At 66.7% G+C, this 15,939-nt stretch carries 14 protein-coding genes; 10 read left to right on the forward strand and 4 right to left on the reverse strand.

Features of this window, described 5'->3' with window-relative positions; translation table 11 throughout:
- The first annotated feature begins 158 nt into the window (after window positions 1-158).
- The 9 genes from pilB (at window position 159) to L0984_RS28240 (ending at window position 9,449) form a co-directional block, all read left to right on the forward strand.
- Window positions 159-1,892, forward strand: a complete 1,734-nt coding sequence (pilB, locus tag L0984_RS28200) for a type IV-A pilus assembly ATPase PilB (RefSeq protein ID WP_234197717.1) — start codon at window positions 159-161, stop codon at window positions 1,890-1,892.
- Window positions 1,893-1,920: 28 nt separating this feature from the next.
- Window positions 1,921-3,159, forward strand: coding sequence for a type II secretion system F family protein (locus L0984_RS28205; protein ID WP_234197718.1), 1,239 nt, complete (start codon window positions 1,921-1,923; stop codon window positions 3,157-3,159).
- Window positions 3,156-4,112, forward strand: a complete 957-nt coding sequence (locus tag L0984_RS28210) for a prepilin peptidase (protein ID WP_370646221.1) — start codon at window positions 3,156-3,158, stop codon at window positions 4,110-4,112. The genes L0984_RS28205 and L0984_RS28210 overlap by 4 nt, the downstream gene beginning before the upstream one ends.
- A gap of 7 nt (window positions 4,113-4,119) precedes the next feature.
- A complete protein-coding gene (gene coaE / locus L0984_RS28215; protein ID WP_234197720.1) occupies window positions 4,120-4,725 on the forward strand; it encodes a dephospho-CoA kinase in 606 nt (201 codons plus the stop codon).
- 115 nt (window positions 4,726-4,840) lie between these two features.
- On the forward strand, window positions 4,841-6,331 hold the full coding sequence (locus tag L0984_RS28220; protein ID WP_234197721.1) for an MBOAT family O-acyltransferase: 1,491 nt from the start codon (window positions 4,841-4,843) through the stop codon (window positions 6,329-6,331).
- A gap of 13 nt (window positions 6,332-6,344) precedes the next feature.
- Window positions 6,345-7,367 (forward strand): hypothetical protein, encoded by a 1,023-nt coding sequence (locus L0984_RS28225; RefSeq protein ID WP_234197722.1) that lies wholly within the window; start codon window positions 6,345-6,347, stop codon window positions 7,365-7,367.
- 8 nt (window positions 7,368-7,375) lie between these two features.
- Complete coding sequence (locus tag L0984_RS28230) at window positions 7,376-8,383, forward strand: hypothetical protein (protein ID WP_234197723.1); 1,008 nt, start codon at window positions 7,376-7,378, stop codon at window positions 8,381-8,383.
- A gap of 69 nt (window positions 8,384-8,452) precedes the next feature.
- On the forward strand, window positions 8,453-9,208 hold the full coding sequence (gene zapD, locus L0984_RS28235) for a cell division protein ZapD (RefSeq protein WP_017759280.1): 756 nt from the start codon (window positions 8,453-8,455) through the stop codon (window positions 9,206-9,208).
- Window positions 9,209-9,230: 22 nt separating this feature from the next.
- Window positions 9,231-9,449, forward strand: coding sequence for a DNA gyrase inhibitor YacG (locus tag L0984_RS28240; protein WP_234197724.1), 219 nt, complete (start codon window positions 9,231-9,233; stop codon window positions 9,447-9,449).
- An 85-nt stretch (window positions 9,450-9,534) separates the two neighbouring features.
- Here the strand turns inward: L0984_RS28240 and L0984_RS28245 are convergent, their stop codons facing one another.
- From L0984_RS28245 to secA, 4 genes are all read right to left on the reverse strand, one after another.
- Window positions 9,535-9,984, reverse strand: coding sequence for an NUDIX domain-containing protein (locus tag L0984_RS28245; RefSeq protein WP_234197725.1), 450 nt, complete (start codon window positions 9,982-9,984; stop codon window positions 9,535-9,537).
- On the reverse strand, window positions 9,981-10,856 hold the full coding sequence (locus tag L0984_RS28250) for an ATP-binding protein (RefSeq protein ID WP_234197726.1): 876 nt from the start codon (window positions 10,854-10,856) through the stop codon (window positions 9,981-9,983). The genes L0984_RS28245 and L0984_RS28250 overlap by 4 nt, the downstream gene beginning before the upstream one ends.
- A gap of 34 nt (window positions 10,857-10,890) precedes the next feature.
- Entirely contained in the window at window positions 10,891-12,117 is a 1,227-nt protein-coding gene (argJ, locus tag L0984_RS28255; RefSeq protein ID WP_234197727.1) for a bifunctional glutamate N-acetyltransferase/amino-acid acetyltransferase ArgJ, read from the reverse strand.
- Window positions 12,118-12,217: 100 nt separating this feature from the next.
- On the reverse strand, window positions 12,218-14,992 hold the full coding sequence (gene secA, locus L0984_RS28265) for a preprotein translocase subunit SecA (RefSeq protein WP_305079925.1): 2,775 nt from the start codon (window positions 14,990-14,992) through the stop codon (window positions 12,218-12,220).
- A gap of 178 nt (window positions 14,993-15,170) precedes the next feature.
- On the opposite strand from secA, the gene L0984_RS28270 reads away from it, so the two are divergent.
- Window positions 15,171-15,476 (forward strand): DciA family protein, encoded by a 306-nt coding sequence (locus L0984_RS28270; protein ID WP_234197728.1) that lies wholly within the window; start codon window positions 15,171-15,173, stop codon window positions 15,474-15,476.
- The last annotated feature ends 463 nt before the right edge of the window (window positions 15,477-15,939 follow it).

The following is a 15,939-nucleotide window of genomic DNA, read 5'->3' on the forward strand; positions in this document are numbered from 1 at the left end:
AGCCCCACGTCGTGGGGCTTTTTTGTGGGTCCAATCCGACGCCCGGCACCCATACGAAGGGCTTACAGCCGTGTTGCACAATGTGTTTTTGTGCAACCAATGTACATTGGCGTGATGGTCCGTTGACCGTCCAGCTCCCACCTTCCGTTTTCCGCCGCATGGCTGTTGCCGACCCACCGCTTCGTGACACCGCCTCCGTCGCGCTGCCTGGTTTGGCACGCGCCCTGGTGTCGGCAGGCATCCTGGACCCGCAAGCCGCCGAGCAGATCTACCGTCGCTCGCTGGCCTCGCGCAGCAGTTTCATTGCCGAACTCACCGGCACCGGCCAGGTGTCTCCGCACGAGTTGGCGCATGTGCTGGCGATCAGCTTCTCCGCCCCCCTGGTCGATCTCGCCGCAGTCGATCCGCTGCGACTGCCCAAGGGGCTGCTGGATGTGCGCCTCTGCCAGTCCTACCGCATCGTGGTGTTGGCCAAGCGCGGCAACCGGCTGGTGGTCGCCACGGCCGACCCCTCCGATCAGCAGGCGGCAGAAAAGATCAAGTTCGCCTCCCAACTGGGCGTGGACTGGGTGGTGGCCGAGTACGACAAGCTGTCGCGCCTCGTCGACGCGAGCGCGGCCACCCCCTCGGAAACGCTGGAGCAACTGGCGAGCAGCGAGTTCGAGTACGACGAACTGCTCGGCGAGCCGGACGAGGCCCAGGAGACGGCCGCCTCTTCCGAGGTGGAGGACGCCCCCGTGGTGCGCTTCCTGCAGAAGATGCTGCTCGACGCCTTCTCCATGCGCGCCTCCGACATCCACTTCGAGCCCTACGAGCACAACTACCGCGTGCGCTTCCGGGTGGACGGCGAACTGCGCGAGATCGCCAGCCCGCCCGTGGCCATCAAGGACAAGCTGGCCTCGCGCATCAAGGTGATCTCCAAGCTGGACATCTCCGAGAAGCGGATCCCGCAGGACGGCCGGATGAAGCTGAAGGTCGGCGCCGACCGGGTGATCGACTTCCGTGTCAGCACATTGCCAACGCTCTTCGGCGAGAAGATCGTGATCCGGATCCTCGACCCCAGCAGCGCGCGCCTGGGCATCGACGCGCTCGGCTACGACGCGGACGAAAAGGAGCGCCTGCTCACCGCCATCGGCCGACCCTACGGCATGATCCTGGTGACCGGGCCCACGGGCTCGGGCAAGACAGTATCGCTCTACACCTGCCTGAACCTGCTGAACAAGCCGGGCGTCAACATCGCCACCGCAGAGGACCCGTCCGAGATCAACCTCCCGGGCGTCAACCAGGTCAACGTCAACGAGAAGGCCGGCTTGACCTTCGCGACGGCGCTGCGCGCCTTCCTGCGGCAGGACCCGGACATCATCATGGTCGGCGAGATCCGCGACCTGGACACGGCCGACATCGCCATCAAGGCCGCGCAGACCGGCCACCTGGTGCTCTCCACCCTGCACACCAACGACGCGCCCACTACGCTGACGCGGATGCGCAACATGGGCATCGCCCCCTTCAACATCGCGTCGAGCGTCATCCTGATCACCGCCCAGCGCCTGGCGCGTCGCCTGTGCCCGCAGTGCAAGCTGCCCGCCGACCTTCCGCCGCAGGCGCTGCTGGACGCCGGCTTCCGGCGCGAGGAGCTCGACGGCAGCTGGAAGCCCTACCGACCCGTGGGCTGCCCCGCCTGCAGCGGCGGCTATAAGGGCCGGGTCGGCATCTACCAGGTGATGCCGATCTCGGAGGAGATCCAGAAGATCATTCTTCGCGATGGCAGCGCGCTCGAGATCGCCGCCCAGTCCGAGCGCGAGGGCGTGCGCTCGCTGCGCCGCTCGGGCCTGCAGAAGGTGATGCAGGGCGTGACCTCGCTCGAAGAGGTGCTCGGCGTCACCAACGAATAGACTCGGACGCGCGCCCAACGGAGTTGCCATGGCCACAGCCGCCCAGAAACGAAGCCCCACCCGCCCCACCTCTGCCAAGGAACACCTCTACGAGTGGGAAGGCCGCGACCGCAACGGCAAGGCCGTCCGGGGCGAGATGCGGGCCCTGGGCGAGAACCAGGTCCAGGCCTCGCTGCGGCGCCAGGGCGTCCTGACCACCAAGATCAAGAAGCGCCGCCTGCGCTCGGGCAAGGCGATCAAGCCACGCGACGTGGCCGTGTTCACCCGGCAGATGGCGACGATGATGAAGGCCGGCGTGCCGCTGCTGCAGTCCTTCGACATCGTGGGCCGCGGCAACAGCAATCCCAACATGGCGCGGCTGCTCAACGACATCCGCACCGACGTGGAGACCGGCACCTCGCTGTCCTCGGCCTTCCGCAAGCATCCCAAGTACTTCAACAGCCTCTACTGCAACCTGATCGAGGCCGGCGAGGCGGCCGGCATCCTGGAAGAGCTGCTCGACCGCCTGGCCATCTACATGGAGAAGACCGAGGCCATCAAGTCGAAGATCAAATCGGCGCTGATGTACCCGACGGCCGTGATCCTGGTGGCCTTCATCGTGGTCACGATCATCATGCTGTTCGTGATCCCGTCCTTCAAGCAAGTGTTCACCTCCTTCGGGGCCGACCTGCCCGCGCCCACGCTGTTCGTCATCGCCATGAGCGAATTCTTCGTGGGCTACTGGTGGTTGATCTTCGGGGTGCTGATCGCGGGTGGCTACTTCCTCATGCAGGCCTGGAAGCGCAACGAGAAATTCCAGGAAGGCATGGACCGCCTGCTGCTGCGCCTGCCGATCTTCGGCGCGCTCATCGACAAGTCCTGCGTGGCGCGCTGGACGCGCACGCTGTCGACCATGTTCGCCGCGGGCGTCCCGCTGGTGGAGGCCCTCGACTCGGTGGGTGGGGCATCGGGCAACTCGGTGTATGCGAAGGCCACCACTCGCATCCAGCAGGAGGTGTCGACGGGCACCAGCCTGACGACGGCCATGACGGGCGCGAACCTGTTCCCGCCCATGGTGCTGCAGATGACGGCCATCGGCGAGGAGTCCGGCTCCATCGACCACATGCTGGGCAAGGCCGCCGACTTCTATGAGCAGGAGGTCGACGCCATGGTGGCGGGCCTGTCGAGCCTGATGGAGCCGATCATCATCGTCGTGCTGGGGGTGGTGATCGGGGGCATCGTCGTGTCGATGTACCTGCCGATCTTCAAGCTGGGCCAGGTCGTCTGATGGCGCCGGCGTTCCTGGATGCCGCGGCAGGCGGCCTGCTGGGCCTTGTCGTCGGCAGCTTCCTCAACGTGGTGATCCATCGCCTGCCGCGCATGATGTACCGCGGCTGGCTCGTGGATGCCACGGCCAACCTGGCGCCCCAGCCCGGCATTCCCAGCCTGTGGGAACTGGTCTTCGGCAAAGACACGAAGCCCCCTGGCCGTCTCGAGCAGGATGCCCAGGCCGCGCTCGACCAGGTCGATGCGCTGCCGCCGCTCACGCTCGCGCGACCGGGATCGCGCTGCGGCCACTGCGGCCACGAGATCCGGTGGTACGAAAACATCCCGCTGCTGAGCTGGCTGGTGCTGCGGGGCCGCTGCAGCGCCTGCAAGACGCCGATCGGCCTGCGCTATCCGGCGGTCGAACTGGTCACCGGCGCGCTGTTCGCGCTGTGCGCATGGCGCTTCGGCATGACGCCGGTCGCAGCCCTCTGGGCGGCCTTCTGCGCGATCCTCGTCTGCCAGTTCGTCATCGACCTAGACACCCAACTGCTGCCGGACTCGCTGAACTACCTGCTGCTGTGGCTGGGTCTTGCAGGCGCGGCCTATGGGCTGACCGGGGTCTCGCCCACCTCGGCCATCTGGGGTGCCGTCTTCGGCTATCTGAGCCTCTGGATCGTCTATCGGCTCTACCGGGCCGCCACCGGCAAGGAGGGCATGGGCTTTGGCGACTTCAAGCTGCTGGCCGCCCTGGGCGCCTGGCTGGGCGCCCCCTTCCTGCTGGCCATCATCCTCGTGTCCTCGCTGGTGGGCGCCGTGCTGGGCGTCGTGCTGCTGCTGGTGGGCCGCCTGGCCAACCGGCATGTGCCCCTGTCTTTCGGCCCCTTCCTGGCGGGCGCGGGCCTGCTCTGCCTGATCCTCGGGCCGGACACCGTGCGCGCCTGGCTGCCCTTCGCCTTCCCCCTGGGCTTCTGAGTCGGCCATGCTGCGCATCGGCCTCACCGGCGGCATCGGCAGCGGCAAGAGCACCGTCGCCGCCCAACTGCAGGCGTTGGGCGCTGGCCTGGTCGACACCGACGCCATCGCGCGCCAGCTGACGGCGCCGGGTGGGCGGGCCATGCCCGCCATCTTGCAGGCCTTCGGGCCCGAAATGGCGGCCCCCGACGGCAGCCTCGACCGGGCCCGGATGCGCGAACTCGCCTTCGGCAACCCCGACGTCCGCCACCGCCTGCAGGGCGTGCTCCACCCACTGATCGGCGAGGAATGCGAGCGTCAGGCGCGTGCACACGGCGACCTGCCCATGCTCGTCTTCGACGTCCCGCTGCTGGTGGAGTCCGGTCGCTGGCGCGCCCTGGTGAATCGTGTGCTCGTGGTCGATGCGTCCGAAGACGTCCAGGTGCGCCGCGTCATGGCCCGCTCCGGCTGGCCGGAGGAGACGGTGCGGGCCGTGATCGCGCAGCAGGCATCACGAGCCCAACGGCGGGCCGCCGCCGATGCCGTGATCCACAACGAGGAACTCGGCATGGACGCCCTGGCTCTATGCGTCCAGTCGCTGTGGCAGCGTTGGGTCAGGCCGGGCTTGCGATAATCCCGCGCTGCTCCTTCGCGACCCGCCCACACTGGGGCGGGCATCACAACGCAGAGACACGCGCAGGACCCCGTACGGCCCCGCCGAAACCGGCGCACAAGAAGCCCCATCCCCGATGCTTTTCAACTCCTACGCGTTCATCTTCGTCTTCTTCCCGCTGGTGCTGGCGGGCTTCTTCCTGATCGGATGGCGCAACACGCGGGCAGCGGCAGGCTTCCTGGCGCTGGCATCGCTGTTCTTCTACGGCTGGTGGAGCGTGAAGGCCCTGCCCCTGCTGCTGGCCTCCATCTGCATGAACTACTGGTTCGGCCTGCAGCTCACGCCGCAGGAGGGCCGCAGCGACCGCGCACGCAAGCGCATGCTGGTGCTGGCGCTCACCGTGAACCTGACGCTGCTGGGCATCTTCAAGTACGCGGACTTCTTCATCGGCAACGTGAACGAGGCCCTGGGCGAGGCGGGCATCGCACCCCTGCCGATGCTGCATGTGGCGCTGCCCATCGGCATCTCCTTCTACACCTTCACGCAGATCGCCTTCCTGGTGGACTGCTGGCAGGGCAAGGTGCGCGAACGCAGCTTCGTGCACTACGTGCTGTTCGTGACCTACTTCCCGCACCTGATCGCGGGCCCGGTGCTGCACCACGCGCAGATGATGCCGCAGTTCGCCAACCCGGCGACCTACCGCGTGGACACCAACAAGCTCGCACTTGGACTGGCCATCTTCAGCTTCGGCCTCGCCAAGAAGCTGCTGATCGCGGACCGCATGGGCGAGTACGCGGACATGGTCTTCCACGGCGTGCAGGGCGGCACCATCCCGACCCTGATCAGCGCCTGGTTCGGGGTGCTGGCGTACACGCTGCAGATCTACTTCGACTTCTCCGGCTACTCCGACATGGCCGTGGGCATCGCGCTGTGCATGGGCGTGAACCTGCCGCTCAACTTCGCTTCGCCCTACAAGTCGACCAGCATCATCGAGTTCTGGCGCCGCTGGCACATCTCGCTGTCGACCTTCCTGCGCGACTACCTCTACATCCCGCTCGGCGGCAACCGCAAGGGCGAAGCACGGCGCTACCTCAACCTCTTCCTGACCATGCTGCTGGGCGGCCTGTGGCACGGCGCCGCCTGGACCTTCGTGCTGTGGGGTGCGCTGCACGGCATCTACCTCACCATCAACCATCTCTGGAACGCCAAGGTTCGGCGCAACCGGCCGCCGAGCAGGTGGACCTTGCCGCTGCGCTGGCTGCTGACCTTCCTGTGCGTGATGGTCGCCTGGGTGGTGTTCCGCGCCGACAGCATGACCACCGCCATGCACCTCTACAAGGGCATGCTGGGGCTCAACGGCGTCTCGATGTCGGCCTTCTCCGAGTTCACCATTCCCTACCGCAAGCCCGAGTTCTTCCAGACCATGTTCCTGGGCCTGTTCATCTGCCTGGCGCTGCCGCCCACCATCAGCCTGCAGCGCTGGGTGCCAGTGGTCCCGGCCCTGGCCGGCCGTCCCCGACTGGCCGGCCTCGCCACCGTGGTCACGGCTGCCGTGACCGTGCTGCTGCTGGGCATGTCCATCTCGCGACTGGGCACCTACAGCCCCTTCCTGTACTTCCAGTTCTGACGAAGCGGCAGTGATGCACAAGCCCGCGCGGACCTGGCTCGGCGTCTTCATGACCGGTTTTGCGGTCATCGTCGCGCTGTTCCTGGTCACCCTGTTCACGCAGCCGGCCGAAGGCGGCCTGACGCGCATTGGCCGCGTCTCCGAAGACGCCTTCGGCTGGCGGTCCGTGCCACCGGACATCCCCATGGCCCATGTTCGTGGATGGGAGCCGGCCGACGCGGACATCCTGGTCATCGGCGACAGCTTCTCGATGTACTACGCCTGGCAGTCGCCCCTGGTCGCAGCGGGCTACAAGGTGGCGACCACGCACTGGGACCGGAGCGGCCCGCTGTGCGCCGACTTCCCGGCCTGGCTGAGGTCCATCGGCTTCAAGGGCCGGATGGTCATCCTCGAGAGCATCGAGCGCCTGCTGCCCGAACGCCTGGAGCAGGCCCAGGGTTGCAAGACCATGGTCCGCCGCCCGCTCAAGGCGCTGCCCGTGCCCACGCAGAGCCCGGCCCAACCGGCCCCGGGCTTCCGGCTCAACTGGGAGTCGCCCCTGACCACCGGCCTCATCACCTACCTCAACACGCGCCAGATCGTGAAGACGGATGGCGTGGTGGACGTGGAGCACGAGCGCTTCGGCGACTACATCTTCTCCAGCCCGGTGGCCGATGGCTGCAGGCAGTTCAGCAGCCGCGTCTGCGACAAGAGCCTGTTTCTCACGGCCGACCGGACCAACCGCGAGTTGCAGCCCCGGGATGCCGATTTCATGGCCACCCTGACACGCGGGGCGGCGCCGGTGAAGGTCATGTGGATGGTCGTGCCCAACAAGACGACCGTCTACCTCGACACCCACAACGCCAGCGCCTTCGTGGCCCGCAGCAACGCCCTGGGCGTGGGTCCCGACCTCTTCGCGATGGCCCAGGAACAGCGCCTGCGCATCATCGACCTCTACTGGCCCAACGACACGCACTGGTCGATGCAAGGCCAGCTCTACTTCGGCAACCGCATGGTCGACGCCGTGCGGGCGGCCGGGCTGGAACCTCTTCCCTGACAGCGTTCATGAATTACGCAGCGATCTGGCTTCGCACCTTCCTCGTCGGCTTCGTCGTCGTCAGCGTCCTGCTGGTGCTGACGCTGTTCACGCCGGTCCCCTATGGCGATCTGACCCGCATCGGCCGGCTGTCGGACGCGGAGTTCGGCTGGCAGCAGCCCGCGCCGCCCGCACCTCCCGCCGATTCGTTGAAGTCCTCACCACTGAGCGATGCCGACATCGTGGTGGTGGGTGACAGCTTCTCGATGACGCTGTACTGGCAGTCGACGCTGGTTCGCGCCGGCTACAAGGTCTCCACCATCTACTGGGGCCAGGTGGGCTACCTGTGCGGTGACTTCTCTCAGTGGCTTCAGCGCGCGGGCTTCCGCGGTCGCCTGGTCATCGCCGAAAGCGTCGAGCGCCTGCTCGACGAGCGCGTACGCAAGAGCGACAGTTGCGCCACCATGGGCAAGAAGCCGCCCGACGTGAAGGCCGAGCCCTTCATCCGTCCCTTGGTCGGTGTGCCGGATTTGGGCCTGAACTGGAGCGCCAAACTGACCACCGGCCTGATCACCTACCGCAACATGAAGGCGGTGTACAAGTCGCACACCGACCTGCAGTTCGGTGAGGACACGCAGGTGCGCTTCGTGCCCGATGGCTGCAAGCAGTTCTCGCACCACCTGTGCGAGCGCGCGCTCTTCTTCAAGGAAGATCTGACCAACGGCCCGTTGACGGCGCAGACCTTCGAGCACATGGTCAGCTTCACGCGCTCGCAGCCGATCCCCATCTTGTGGATGGTCATTCCCAACAAGACGACCGTCTACCTGGACCCGTCCTACTCCGACGCCTTCCTCGCGCGCTTCCGGCCGAGCGGCCTCGGGCCCGACCTGTTTGCCTATGCGCAATCCGCACGGCACCAGGTGCGTGACCTGTACTTCCCCAACGACACGCACTTCTCGATGCACGGGCAGTATGCTTTGGGGGACATCATGCTCAAGGAAGTGCAGGCGCGGCTGGGTGTCGCCAAGGCCCCGTGAAACATTGGGAACCGGACACGCATGTGGCATCGCGGCAACTATGATGTCGCGAAGGAGCCCCACAGAGACGTGATCCTCTACGAATATCCCTTCAACGAGCGCATCCGGACCTACCTTCGGCTCGAGCACCTGTTCCGTCGCCTGGGCGAACTGGTGCCATCGGACTCGGCGCTGCATCATCATTTCGCGTTGCTCACCATGTTCGACATCATGGACGTGGCGGGCCGCGCCGACCTCAAGTCCGAGGCGCTGCGAGACCTGGACAAGCAGAAGGCGGTGTTCAACGGCTACCGCGGCAATCCTGCCATTCAGGAGTCGTTGCTCGACGCATTCGTGTTGCAGCTGGACCGTGCCTTCCAGTCGCTCAACAGCGCCAGCGGCAAGGCGGGCCAGGCGCTGGCCGACAACGAGTGGCTGATGAGCATCCGCAGCCGGGCGGGCATTCCTGCCGGCACCTGCGAATTCGACCTGCCCGCCTATCACGCCTGGCAGCACCGCAGTGCCGCCCAGCGTCGGGCCGACCTGCAGCAATGGGCGGCGAGCCTGTCGCCGCTGGCCGAGGCCGTCTACCTGCTGCTCAAGCTGCTGCGCGATGCCGACATGCCCTGCCGGGTGATGGCCACGCGTGGGCAGTTCCAGCAGACGCTGCCGCAAAGCCGCAGCTTCCAGTTGCTCCGCCTGCGTATCGACCCGTCGCTCGATGTAGTGCCGGAGATCAGCGGCAATCGCTTGATGGTCTCGGTGCGGCTGATGCGGCAGGACGAGCAGGGCCATCTGCAACCCAGCGTCGACGACGCGCCGTTCGAGCTCACCCTGTGCGCCTGAAGGGCGCCCTCCTGCCGTTCCGATGAGTTCCGACCCGAAGAAGAAGCCTGCTGTCCGCCTGGTGCCCTGCCCCGCCTGCGGGCAGGACAGCGTCTATGCGCCCGAGAACCGCTTCCGCCCGTTCTGCAGCGCACGGTGCAAGGGCATCGACCTGGGGGCGTGGGCCAGCGAGCAGTTCCGCATGCCGACCGAGGCGCCGCCCGACGACGAGCCCTTCGGCGATCCGCGCCTGCAAAGCTGAGAGAAGGTCGCCTGGCCGCGGGAGGCTGGTCACTCAGCACACTCGCAGCAGCCGGGAGGTTATGCCCCGCCTGAGGGATGTTGTCTCAGCCGCCGGCGAGCACCGGACCCGCGACGCCGCGCTCCTCCGCCAGCCACTGCAGCACCGGCATGGCGCCGGGCAGCACCGGCGTCACCGTCAGCGGCAGCTGCTGCCAGCACATCGTCTGGCCTTCACGCATCTCGAACTCGCCGGTCCAGCTGAACACCTTGCACCAGTGCAGCCGCACCAGCGCATGCGGATAGTCGTGCTCGGTCACGCGCCAGACCTCGGCGCCGTCGATGGTGATGCCCAGTTCCTCTTGCAGCTCCCGACGCAGCGCCTCTTCGACCGTTTCGCCGGCTTCGATCTTGCCGCCCGGGAACTCCCAGTAGCCCGCATAGGGCTTGCCGTCAGGGCGCGTGGACAGCAGCAGCGCACCGTCCACAGCGATGAGCACACCGACAGCCACTTCGGTGTGCTTGCGGGGCGCGGTGGAGGGGGCGACTTCCGTCATACCGCCATCCGCCCCGCGAAGTCGCGCGAGAACTGGTAGGCCACGCGTCCACTGCGCGAGCCGCGTTCCAACGCCCACACCAACGCCTGGGGCCGCGCCGACTCGATGGCGGCAGCGTCCAGCCCGAAGGACGACAGCCACTGCGCCACGATCGCCAGGTACTCGGCCTGCGAGAAGGGATAGAAGCTCACCCACAGGCCGAAGCGCTCGGACAGCGAGATCTTCTCTTCCACCACCTCACCGGGATGCACCTCGCCATCCTCCGTGTGCGTGTAGCTGAGGTTCTCCTTCATGTACTCGGGCAGCAGGTGGCGCCGGTTGCTGGTCGCGTAGATCAGCACGTTGGGCGTGGCCGCGGCCACCGAGCCGTCGAGGATGGACTTGAGCGCCTTGTAGCCCGGCTCGCCCTCGTCGAAGCTCAGGTCGTCGCTGAAGACGATGAACTTCTCGGGCCGGCCGGAAACCACCTCGACGATGTCGGGCAGGTCGGTCAGGTCCGCCTTGTCGACCTCGATCAGGCGCAGGCCTTGCGGCGCGAACTCATGCAGACAGGCCCGCACCAGCGAGGACTTGCCCGTACCGCGCGCGCCGGTCAGCAGCACGTTGTTGGCGGGGCGGCCCTCGATGAACTGGCGGGTGTTGCGTTCGATTTTTTCCTTCTGGCCGTCGATCTCCTTGAGATCGGAGAGCGCCATCGCCGCCACATGGCGCACCGGCTCCAGCCGGCCATGGCCAGAACTGCGTCGGCGGTAGCGCCAGGCGATGGCGGCATTCCAGTCGGGCGGCGCGCCCAGGGGCTGGGGCAGCACGGACTCGATGCGGTCGATCAGTTGCTCGGCCCGTTCGATCAGGCGCTCGAATTTCTCGTTCATGGCGGCATGGGGCGGACGCGCGACCCGCGCCTTCTCAGGAGCGGTAATCCGCGTTGATGGAGACGTAGTCGTGGCTGAGGTCGCAGGTCCAGACCGTGTCGCTGGCCTCGCCGCGACCCAGCCCGATGCGCACGACGATCTCGCTCTTCTTCATCACGCGCTGGCCGTCTTCTTCGCGGTAGTCGGGATGGCGACCGCCACGGGTGACCACATGCACATCGTCCAGGTGCAGCTCGATGCACGTCTGGTCCAGGTCGGCAATGCCGGCATAGCCCACGGCCGCAAGGATGCGGCCCAGGTTCGGGTCGCTGGCGAAGAAGGCGGTCTTGACCAGCGGCGAGTGGGCCACGGCATAGGCCGCCTGCCGGCATTCGGCGGCGTCGCGGCCGCCTTCCACCTGCACGGTGATGAACTTGGTCGCGCCCTCGCCGTCGCGCACGATGGCCTGGGCCAGGTCACGCGCCACCGCCTGCATGGCCGCCAGCAGGGCCTGGCCGTCGGCGCTGTCCAGCGCGTCGATGGCCGGGCCGGTCTTGCCCGTGGCGATGACGACGAAGGAATCGTTGGTGGAAGTGTCGCCGTCGATGGTGACGCGATTGAAGGAGCCTTCGGCCAGCGTGCGGGCCAGCGGCTGCAGTAGCGCCGGCGCAATGCGCGCATCGGTGGCCAGGAAGCCCAGCATGGTCGCCATGTTCGGGCGGATCATGCCGGCCCCCTTGCTGATGCCAGTGATGGTGACGGTGGCACCGCCCAGCGCGACCTGACGGCTGAAGGCCTTGGGCACGGTGTCGGTGGTCATGATGCCTTCGGCGGCGCGGCCCCAGTGCGCATCCGACGCGTCGTCCAGCGCGGCGGGCAAGCCGGCGGCAATGCGGTCGTTGGGGAGCGTCTCCATGATCACGCCGGTGGAGAACGGCAGGATCTGCTCAGGCGCCACTTCCAGCAGGCGGGCCAGGGCGATGCAGGTGGAGCGCGCACGCACCAGGCCATCCTCGCCGGTGCCGGCGTTGGCATTGCCGGTGTTGATGACCAGCGCGCGGACGCCGAAGCCTGCGGCCAGATGCTCACGGCAGACCTGCACCGGCGCCGCGCAGAAGCGGTTCTGCGTGAACACGCCGCCCACGGCACTCCCCTCGTCGAGCAGGAACACGGTCAAGTCCTTGCGATTGGCCTTGCGAACGCCGGCTTCGGTGACGCCGATGCGCACGCCCGGCACGGGGTGCAACTGGGCTGGATCGGGGGCGGTCAGGTTCACGGGCATGGGGATTCCTGAAAAGTCTGGGACGCGGATTGTGCAGCGCCCCGGTGCCGTGCCGATGACGGCCGGCGCCGGGGCGCAAAGGCGAAGGCTCAGCCGGCGATCAGCTCAGCTTGCCGTGGCACTGCTTGTACTTCTTGCCGCTGCCGCAGGGGCAGGGATCGTTGCGGCCCACGCGGCCGGCGGCGACGGCGGCCGCCACGGCCGCTGCGGCTGCCGTAGGACTGGCCGCCGCGGTGCTGCGCACCTCCGGCTCGCCCGTTTCGGTCGGCGCGGTGTAGGTGAGGTTGGAAATCGCCTCCGCGCGGCTTTCCATGTCGTCGGCCGCCTGCTCGATCTGCTCGGCCGACTGGATGCGCACCAGCATCAGCTGGCGCGTCACCTCGTTCTTGACCGTGTCGAGCAACTGGCCGAAGAGCTCGAAGGCCTCGCGCTTGTATTCCTGCTTGGGCTGCTTCTGGGCGTAGCCGCGCAGGTGGATGCCTTGGCGCAGGTAGTCGAGCGAGGACAGGTGCTCGCGCCAGTTGCTGTCCATGGCCTGCAGCAGCACCATGCGCTCGAACTGCGTGAACTGCTCGCGGCCGACCAGGGCGACCTTGGCTTCGTAGGCCTCGTTGGCCGCCTTGACCACGCGCTCGACGATGTCCTCGTCGGTCATGGCAGCGGCGCCCTCGACTTCCTGCACCAGCGGCAGTTCGAGGCCCCAGTCCGCCGCCAGGGCACGCTCCAGACCCGGCAGGTCCCACTGCTCCTCCACCGACTCGGCCGGCACGTATTGGCGAACCAGGTCGGTGAAGCAGCCCTCGCGCAGTGCGTCGATCTGGGCGCCGAGTTCGGTGGCGTCCAGGATCTCGTTGCGCTGCTGGTAGATGACCTTCCGCTGGTCGTTGGCCACGTCGTCGTACTCGAGCAGCTGCTTGCGGACGTCGAAGTTGCGCGCCTCGACCTTGCGCTGCGCGCTCTCGATGCTGCGCGTCACGATGCCAGCCTCGATCGCTTCGCCGTCGGGCATCTTCAGGCGGTCCATGATGGCGCGCACGCGGTCGCCCGCGAAGATGCGCATCAGCTGGTCGTCCAGGCTCAGGTAGAAGCGAGAGGAGCCGGGGTCACCCTGGCGGCCCGAACGCCCGCGCAGCTGGTTGTCGATGCGGCGGGACTCGTGGCGCTCGGTGGCGATGATGCGCAGGCCGCCCAGCGAGCGCACGAACTCGTGCTCCGCCTTCCAACCATCGCGCAGTTCCTCGATGCGTGCCTGCTTGGTTGCGGCATCGAGCGACTCGTCGGCCTCCACGGCCTCGACCAGCTTCTCCACGTTGCCGCCCAGCACGATGTCGGTGCCGCGGCCCGCCATGTTGGTGGCGATGGTGATCATCTTGGGCCGACCGGCCTGCGCAATGATGTCCGCCTCGCGTGCATGCTGCTTGGCGTTGAGCACCTGGTGCGGCAGGTCCGCATGCGTCAGCAGGCCGGAGATGATTTCCGAGTTCTCGATCGACGACGTACCCACCAGCACCGGCTGGCCGCGCTCGTGGCATTCGCGGATGTCCGCGATGGCCGCCTCGTACTTCTCGCGCGTGGTCTTGTAGACGCGGTCGAGCTGATCGTCGCGCTTGCTGGGCCGGTTGGGCGGGATGATGACCGTCTCGAGCCCGTAGATCTCCTGGAACTCGTAGGCTTCGGTGTCGGCCGTGCCGGTCATGCCGGCGAGCTTGCCGTACAGGCGGAAGTAGTTCTGGAAGGTGATCGATGCCAGCGTCTGGTTCTCGGCCTGGATCTCCACGCCTTCCTTGGCTTCCACGGCCTGATGCAGGCCGTCGCTCCAGCGGCGACCACTCATCAGGCGGCCCGTGAATTCGTCGACGATGACCACCTCGCCGTCCTGGACCACGTAGTGCTGGTCGCGGTGATACAGGTGCCGTGCACGCAGCGCGGCATTCAGGTGGTGCATCAGCGTGATGTTGGCCGGGTCGTAGAGCGATGCGCCTTCGGGCAACAGGCCGGCTTGGCTCAGCAACTGCTCGGCCTTCTCGTGACCATCTTCGGTCAGGAAGATCTGGTGCGCCTTCTCGTCCACCGTGAAGTCACCGGGCTTGGTGATGCCCTCGCCGGTTCGAGGATCCTCTTCGCCCTCCTGGCGGGTCAGCAGGGGCGCCACCTGGTTGATGGCCAGGTACATCTGCGTGTGGTCTTCGGCCTGGCCACTGATGATCAGCGGCGTACGCGCTTCGTCGATCAGGATGGAGTCCACCTCGTCGACGATGGCGTAGTTGAGCCCCCGCTGCACACGGTCGGCCGGCTCGTAGACCATGTTGTCGCGCAGGTAGTCGAAACCGTACTCGTTGTTGGTGCCGTAGGTGATGTCCGAGCCATAGGCCGCCTGCTTCTCCTCCTTGGGCATGTTGGGCAGGTTGATGCCCACCGTCAGTCCGAGGAAGTTGTACAGGCGCCCCATCCAGGTCGCATCGCGGCTGGCCAGATAGTCGTTCACCGTGACCACATGGACGCCCTTGCCAGTGAGCGCATTCAGGTAGACCGGCAGCGTTGCGGTGAGCGTCTTGCCTTCGCCCGTGCGCATCTCGGCGATCTTGCCCTGGTGAAGGGCCATGCCGCCAATGAGCTGCACGTCGAAATGCCGCATCTTCATCACGCGCTTCGAGGCCTCACGCACCGTGGCGAAGGCCTCGGGCAGCAGATCGTCCAGTGACTCGCCCTTGGCGAGCCGCTCCCTGAACTCCTGCGTCTTGCCCCGCAGCGCATCGTCGTCGAGCTTCTCGAACTGTGGCTCCAGCGCGTTCACGCGCTCTGCGTTCTTTCGATACTGCTTCAGGAGGCGGTCGTTGCGGCTGCCGAATAGGCGGGTGAGGAAGTTCGTGGCCATTGGATGCGATATCGGCGCGCGCTTCGAGGCTGCCTCGAGAAACGGCGGGTCGGAAAGCCTAAGATAGTGGACGAGTTGGGGGCGCCGGCCAGCCTTCCAAGAAGAAGACCCGCCACGCCGTCCCGCGACATGCCTCACCAGCCTGGGGCCGGTGAACAGGGCATTTTAGAGCCTGTCCATGACCCGACGTTCCCACGCCATCACCTTGCTTCAAGCCACCGAGGATTCGCCAACGCTGTCAGGCTTGCTGTCCCGCGTCCGAGCCAGCCAGGCACGGCTCAAGGCCATCCAGCCGCTGGTTCCGCCGGCGATGTTCGCGGCGCTGCAGGCGGGGCCGTTGGAGGACGGCAGTTGGTGCCTGCTTGTCAAAGGCAGTGCGGTGGCGGCGAAGCTGCGGCAGATGGTGCCGATGCTGCTGGCGCATCTGCGCTCCCGCGGCTGGGAGACCACGGCGATTCGGATCAAGATATCGGCGGGGAGCTGAGGGGCGTTCGGTTGGCCGGCCAAGGAGGCGGAGCGGGCGGTGGCTTAGAGCCGTAATTGCACGATTGGCGCGCTGGATGCATTACGCCGGTCGCCGCTGGTTGAATGGCGCTCTTCGCTCGCTACGGCTTCTGCGACGTCATTCGCACGACGACGTGTGCTGCCACGGCGTCAGGCCTCGCTCGGCGGACATCTTCTGGACTCTGACGCGCCGGGGGTTGTAGGCTGATTAAAGCGTTGCGGCTGGCGTCTGGAAGGCCGATTCAAAAGCTGCGATTTCTCCTTGAATCTTGAATTGGCGTCGCGGTATTGGCCCGTCTTGAGTGCTGGCCGGTCGCCCAAAACAAAAAGCCCCGCAGCGAGAGCTGAGGGGCTTTTTGAGGGCTGTAAGAGCCTGACGATGACCTACTTTCACACGGGAGTCCGCACTATCATCGGCGCTGAGTCGTTTCACTGTCCTGTTC

It is taken from the genome of Pseudacidovorax sp. NFM-22, assembly GCF_021401245.1.
In the GTDB taxonomy this organism is placed as follows: Bacteria; Pseudomonadota; Gammaproteobacteria; order Burkholderiales; family Burkholderiaceae_C; genus Xenophilus.

Excerpts from the sequence above, each read along its gene's own strand:
- argJ (WP_234197727.1), bottom strand. The coding sequence starts at position 12,117 with ATGCCCGTGAACCTGACCGCCCCCGATCCAGCCCAGTTGCACCCCGTG.
- coaE (WP_234197720.1), top strand. The coding sequence starts at position 4,120 with ATGCTGCGCATCGGCCTCACCGGCGGCATCGGCAGCGGCAAGAGCACC.
- L0984_RS28240 (WP_234197724.1), top strand. The coding sequence starts at position 9,231 with ATGAGTTCCGACCCGAAGAAGAAGCCTGCTGTCCGCCTGGTGCCCTGC.
- L0984_RS28205 (WP_234197718.1), top strand. The coding sequence starts at position 1,921 with ATGGCCACAGCCGCCCAGAAACGAAGCCCCACCCGCCCCACCTCTGCC.
- L0984_RS28230 (WP_234197723.1), top strand. The coding sequence starts at position 7,376 with ATGAATTACGCAGCGATCTGGCTTCGCACCTTCCTCGTCGGCTTCGTC.
- L0984_RS28270 (WP_234197728.1), top strand. The coding sequence starts at position 15,171 with ATGACCCGACGTTCCCACGCCATCACCTTGCTTCAAGCCACCGAGGAT.
- L0984_RS28250 (WP_234197726.1), bottom strand. The coding sequence starts at position 10,856 with ATGAACGAGAAATTCGAGCGCCTGATCGAACGGGCCGAGCAACTGATC.
- secA (WP_305079925.1), bottom strand. The coding sequence starts at position 14,992 with ATGGCCACGAACTTCCTCACCCGCCTATTCGGCAGCCGCAACGACCGC.
- pilB (WP_234197717.1), top strand. The coding sequence starts at position 159 with ATGGCTGTTGCCGACCCACCGCTTCGTGACACCGCCTCCGTCGCGCTG.
- L0984_RS28245 (WP_234197725.1), bottom strand. The coding sequence starts at position 9,984 with ATGACGGAAGTCGCCCCCTCCACCGCGCCCCGCAAGCACACCGAAGTG.
- L0984_RS28225 (WP_234197722.1), top strand. The coding sequence starts at position 6,345 with ATGCACAAGCCCGCGCGGACCTGGCTCGGCGTCTTCATGACCGGTTTT.
- L0984_RS28220 (WP_234197721.1), top strand. The coding sequence starts at position 4,841 with ATGCTTTTCAACTCCTACGCGTTCATCTTCGTCTTCTTCCCGCTGGTG.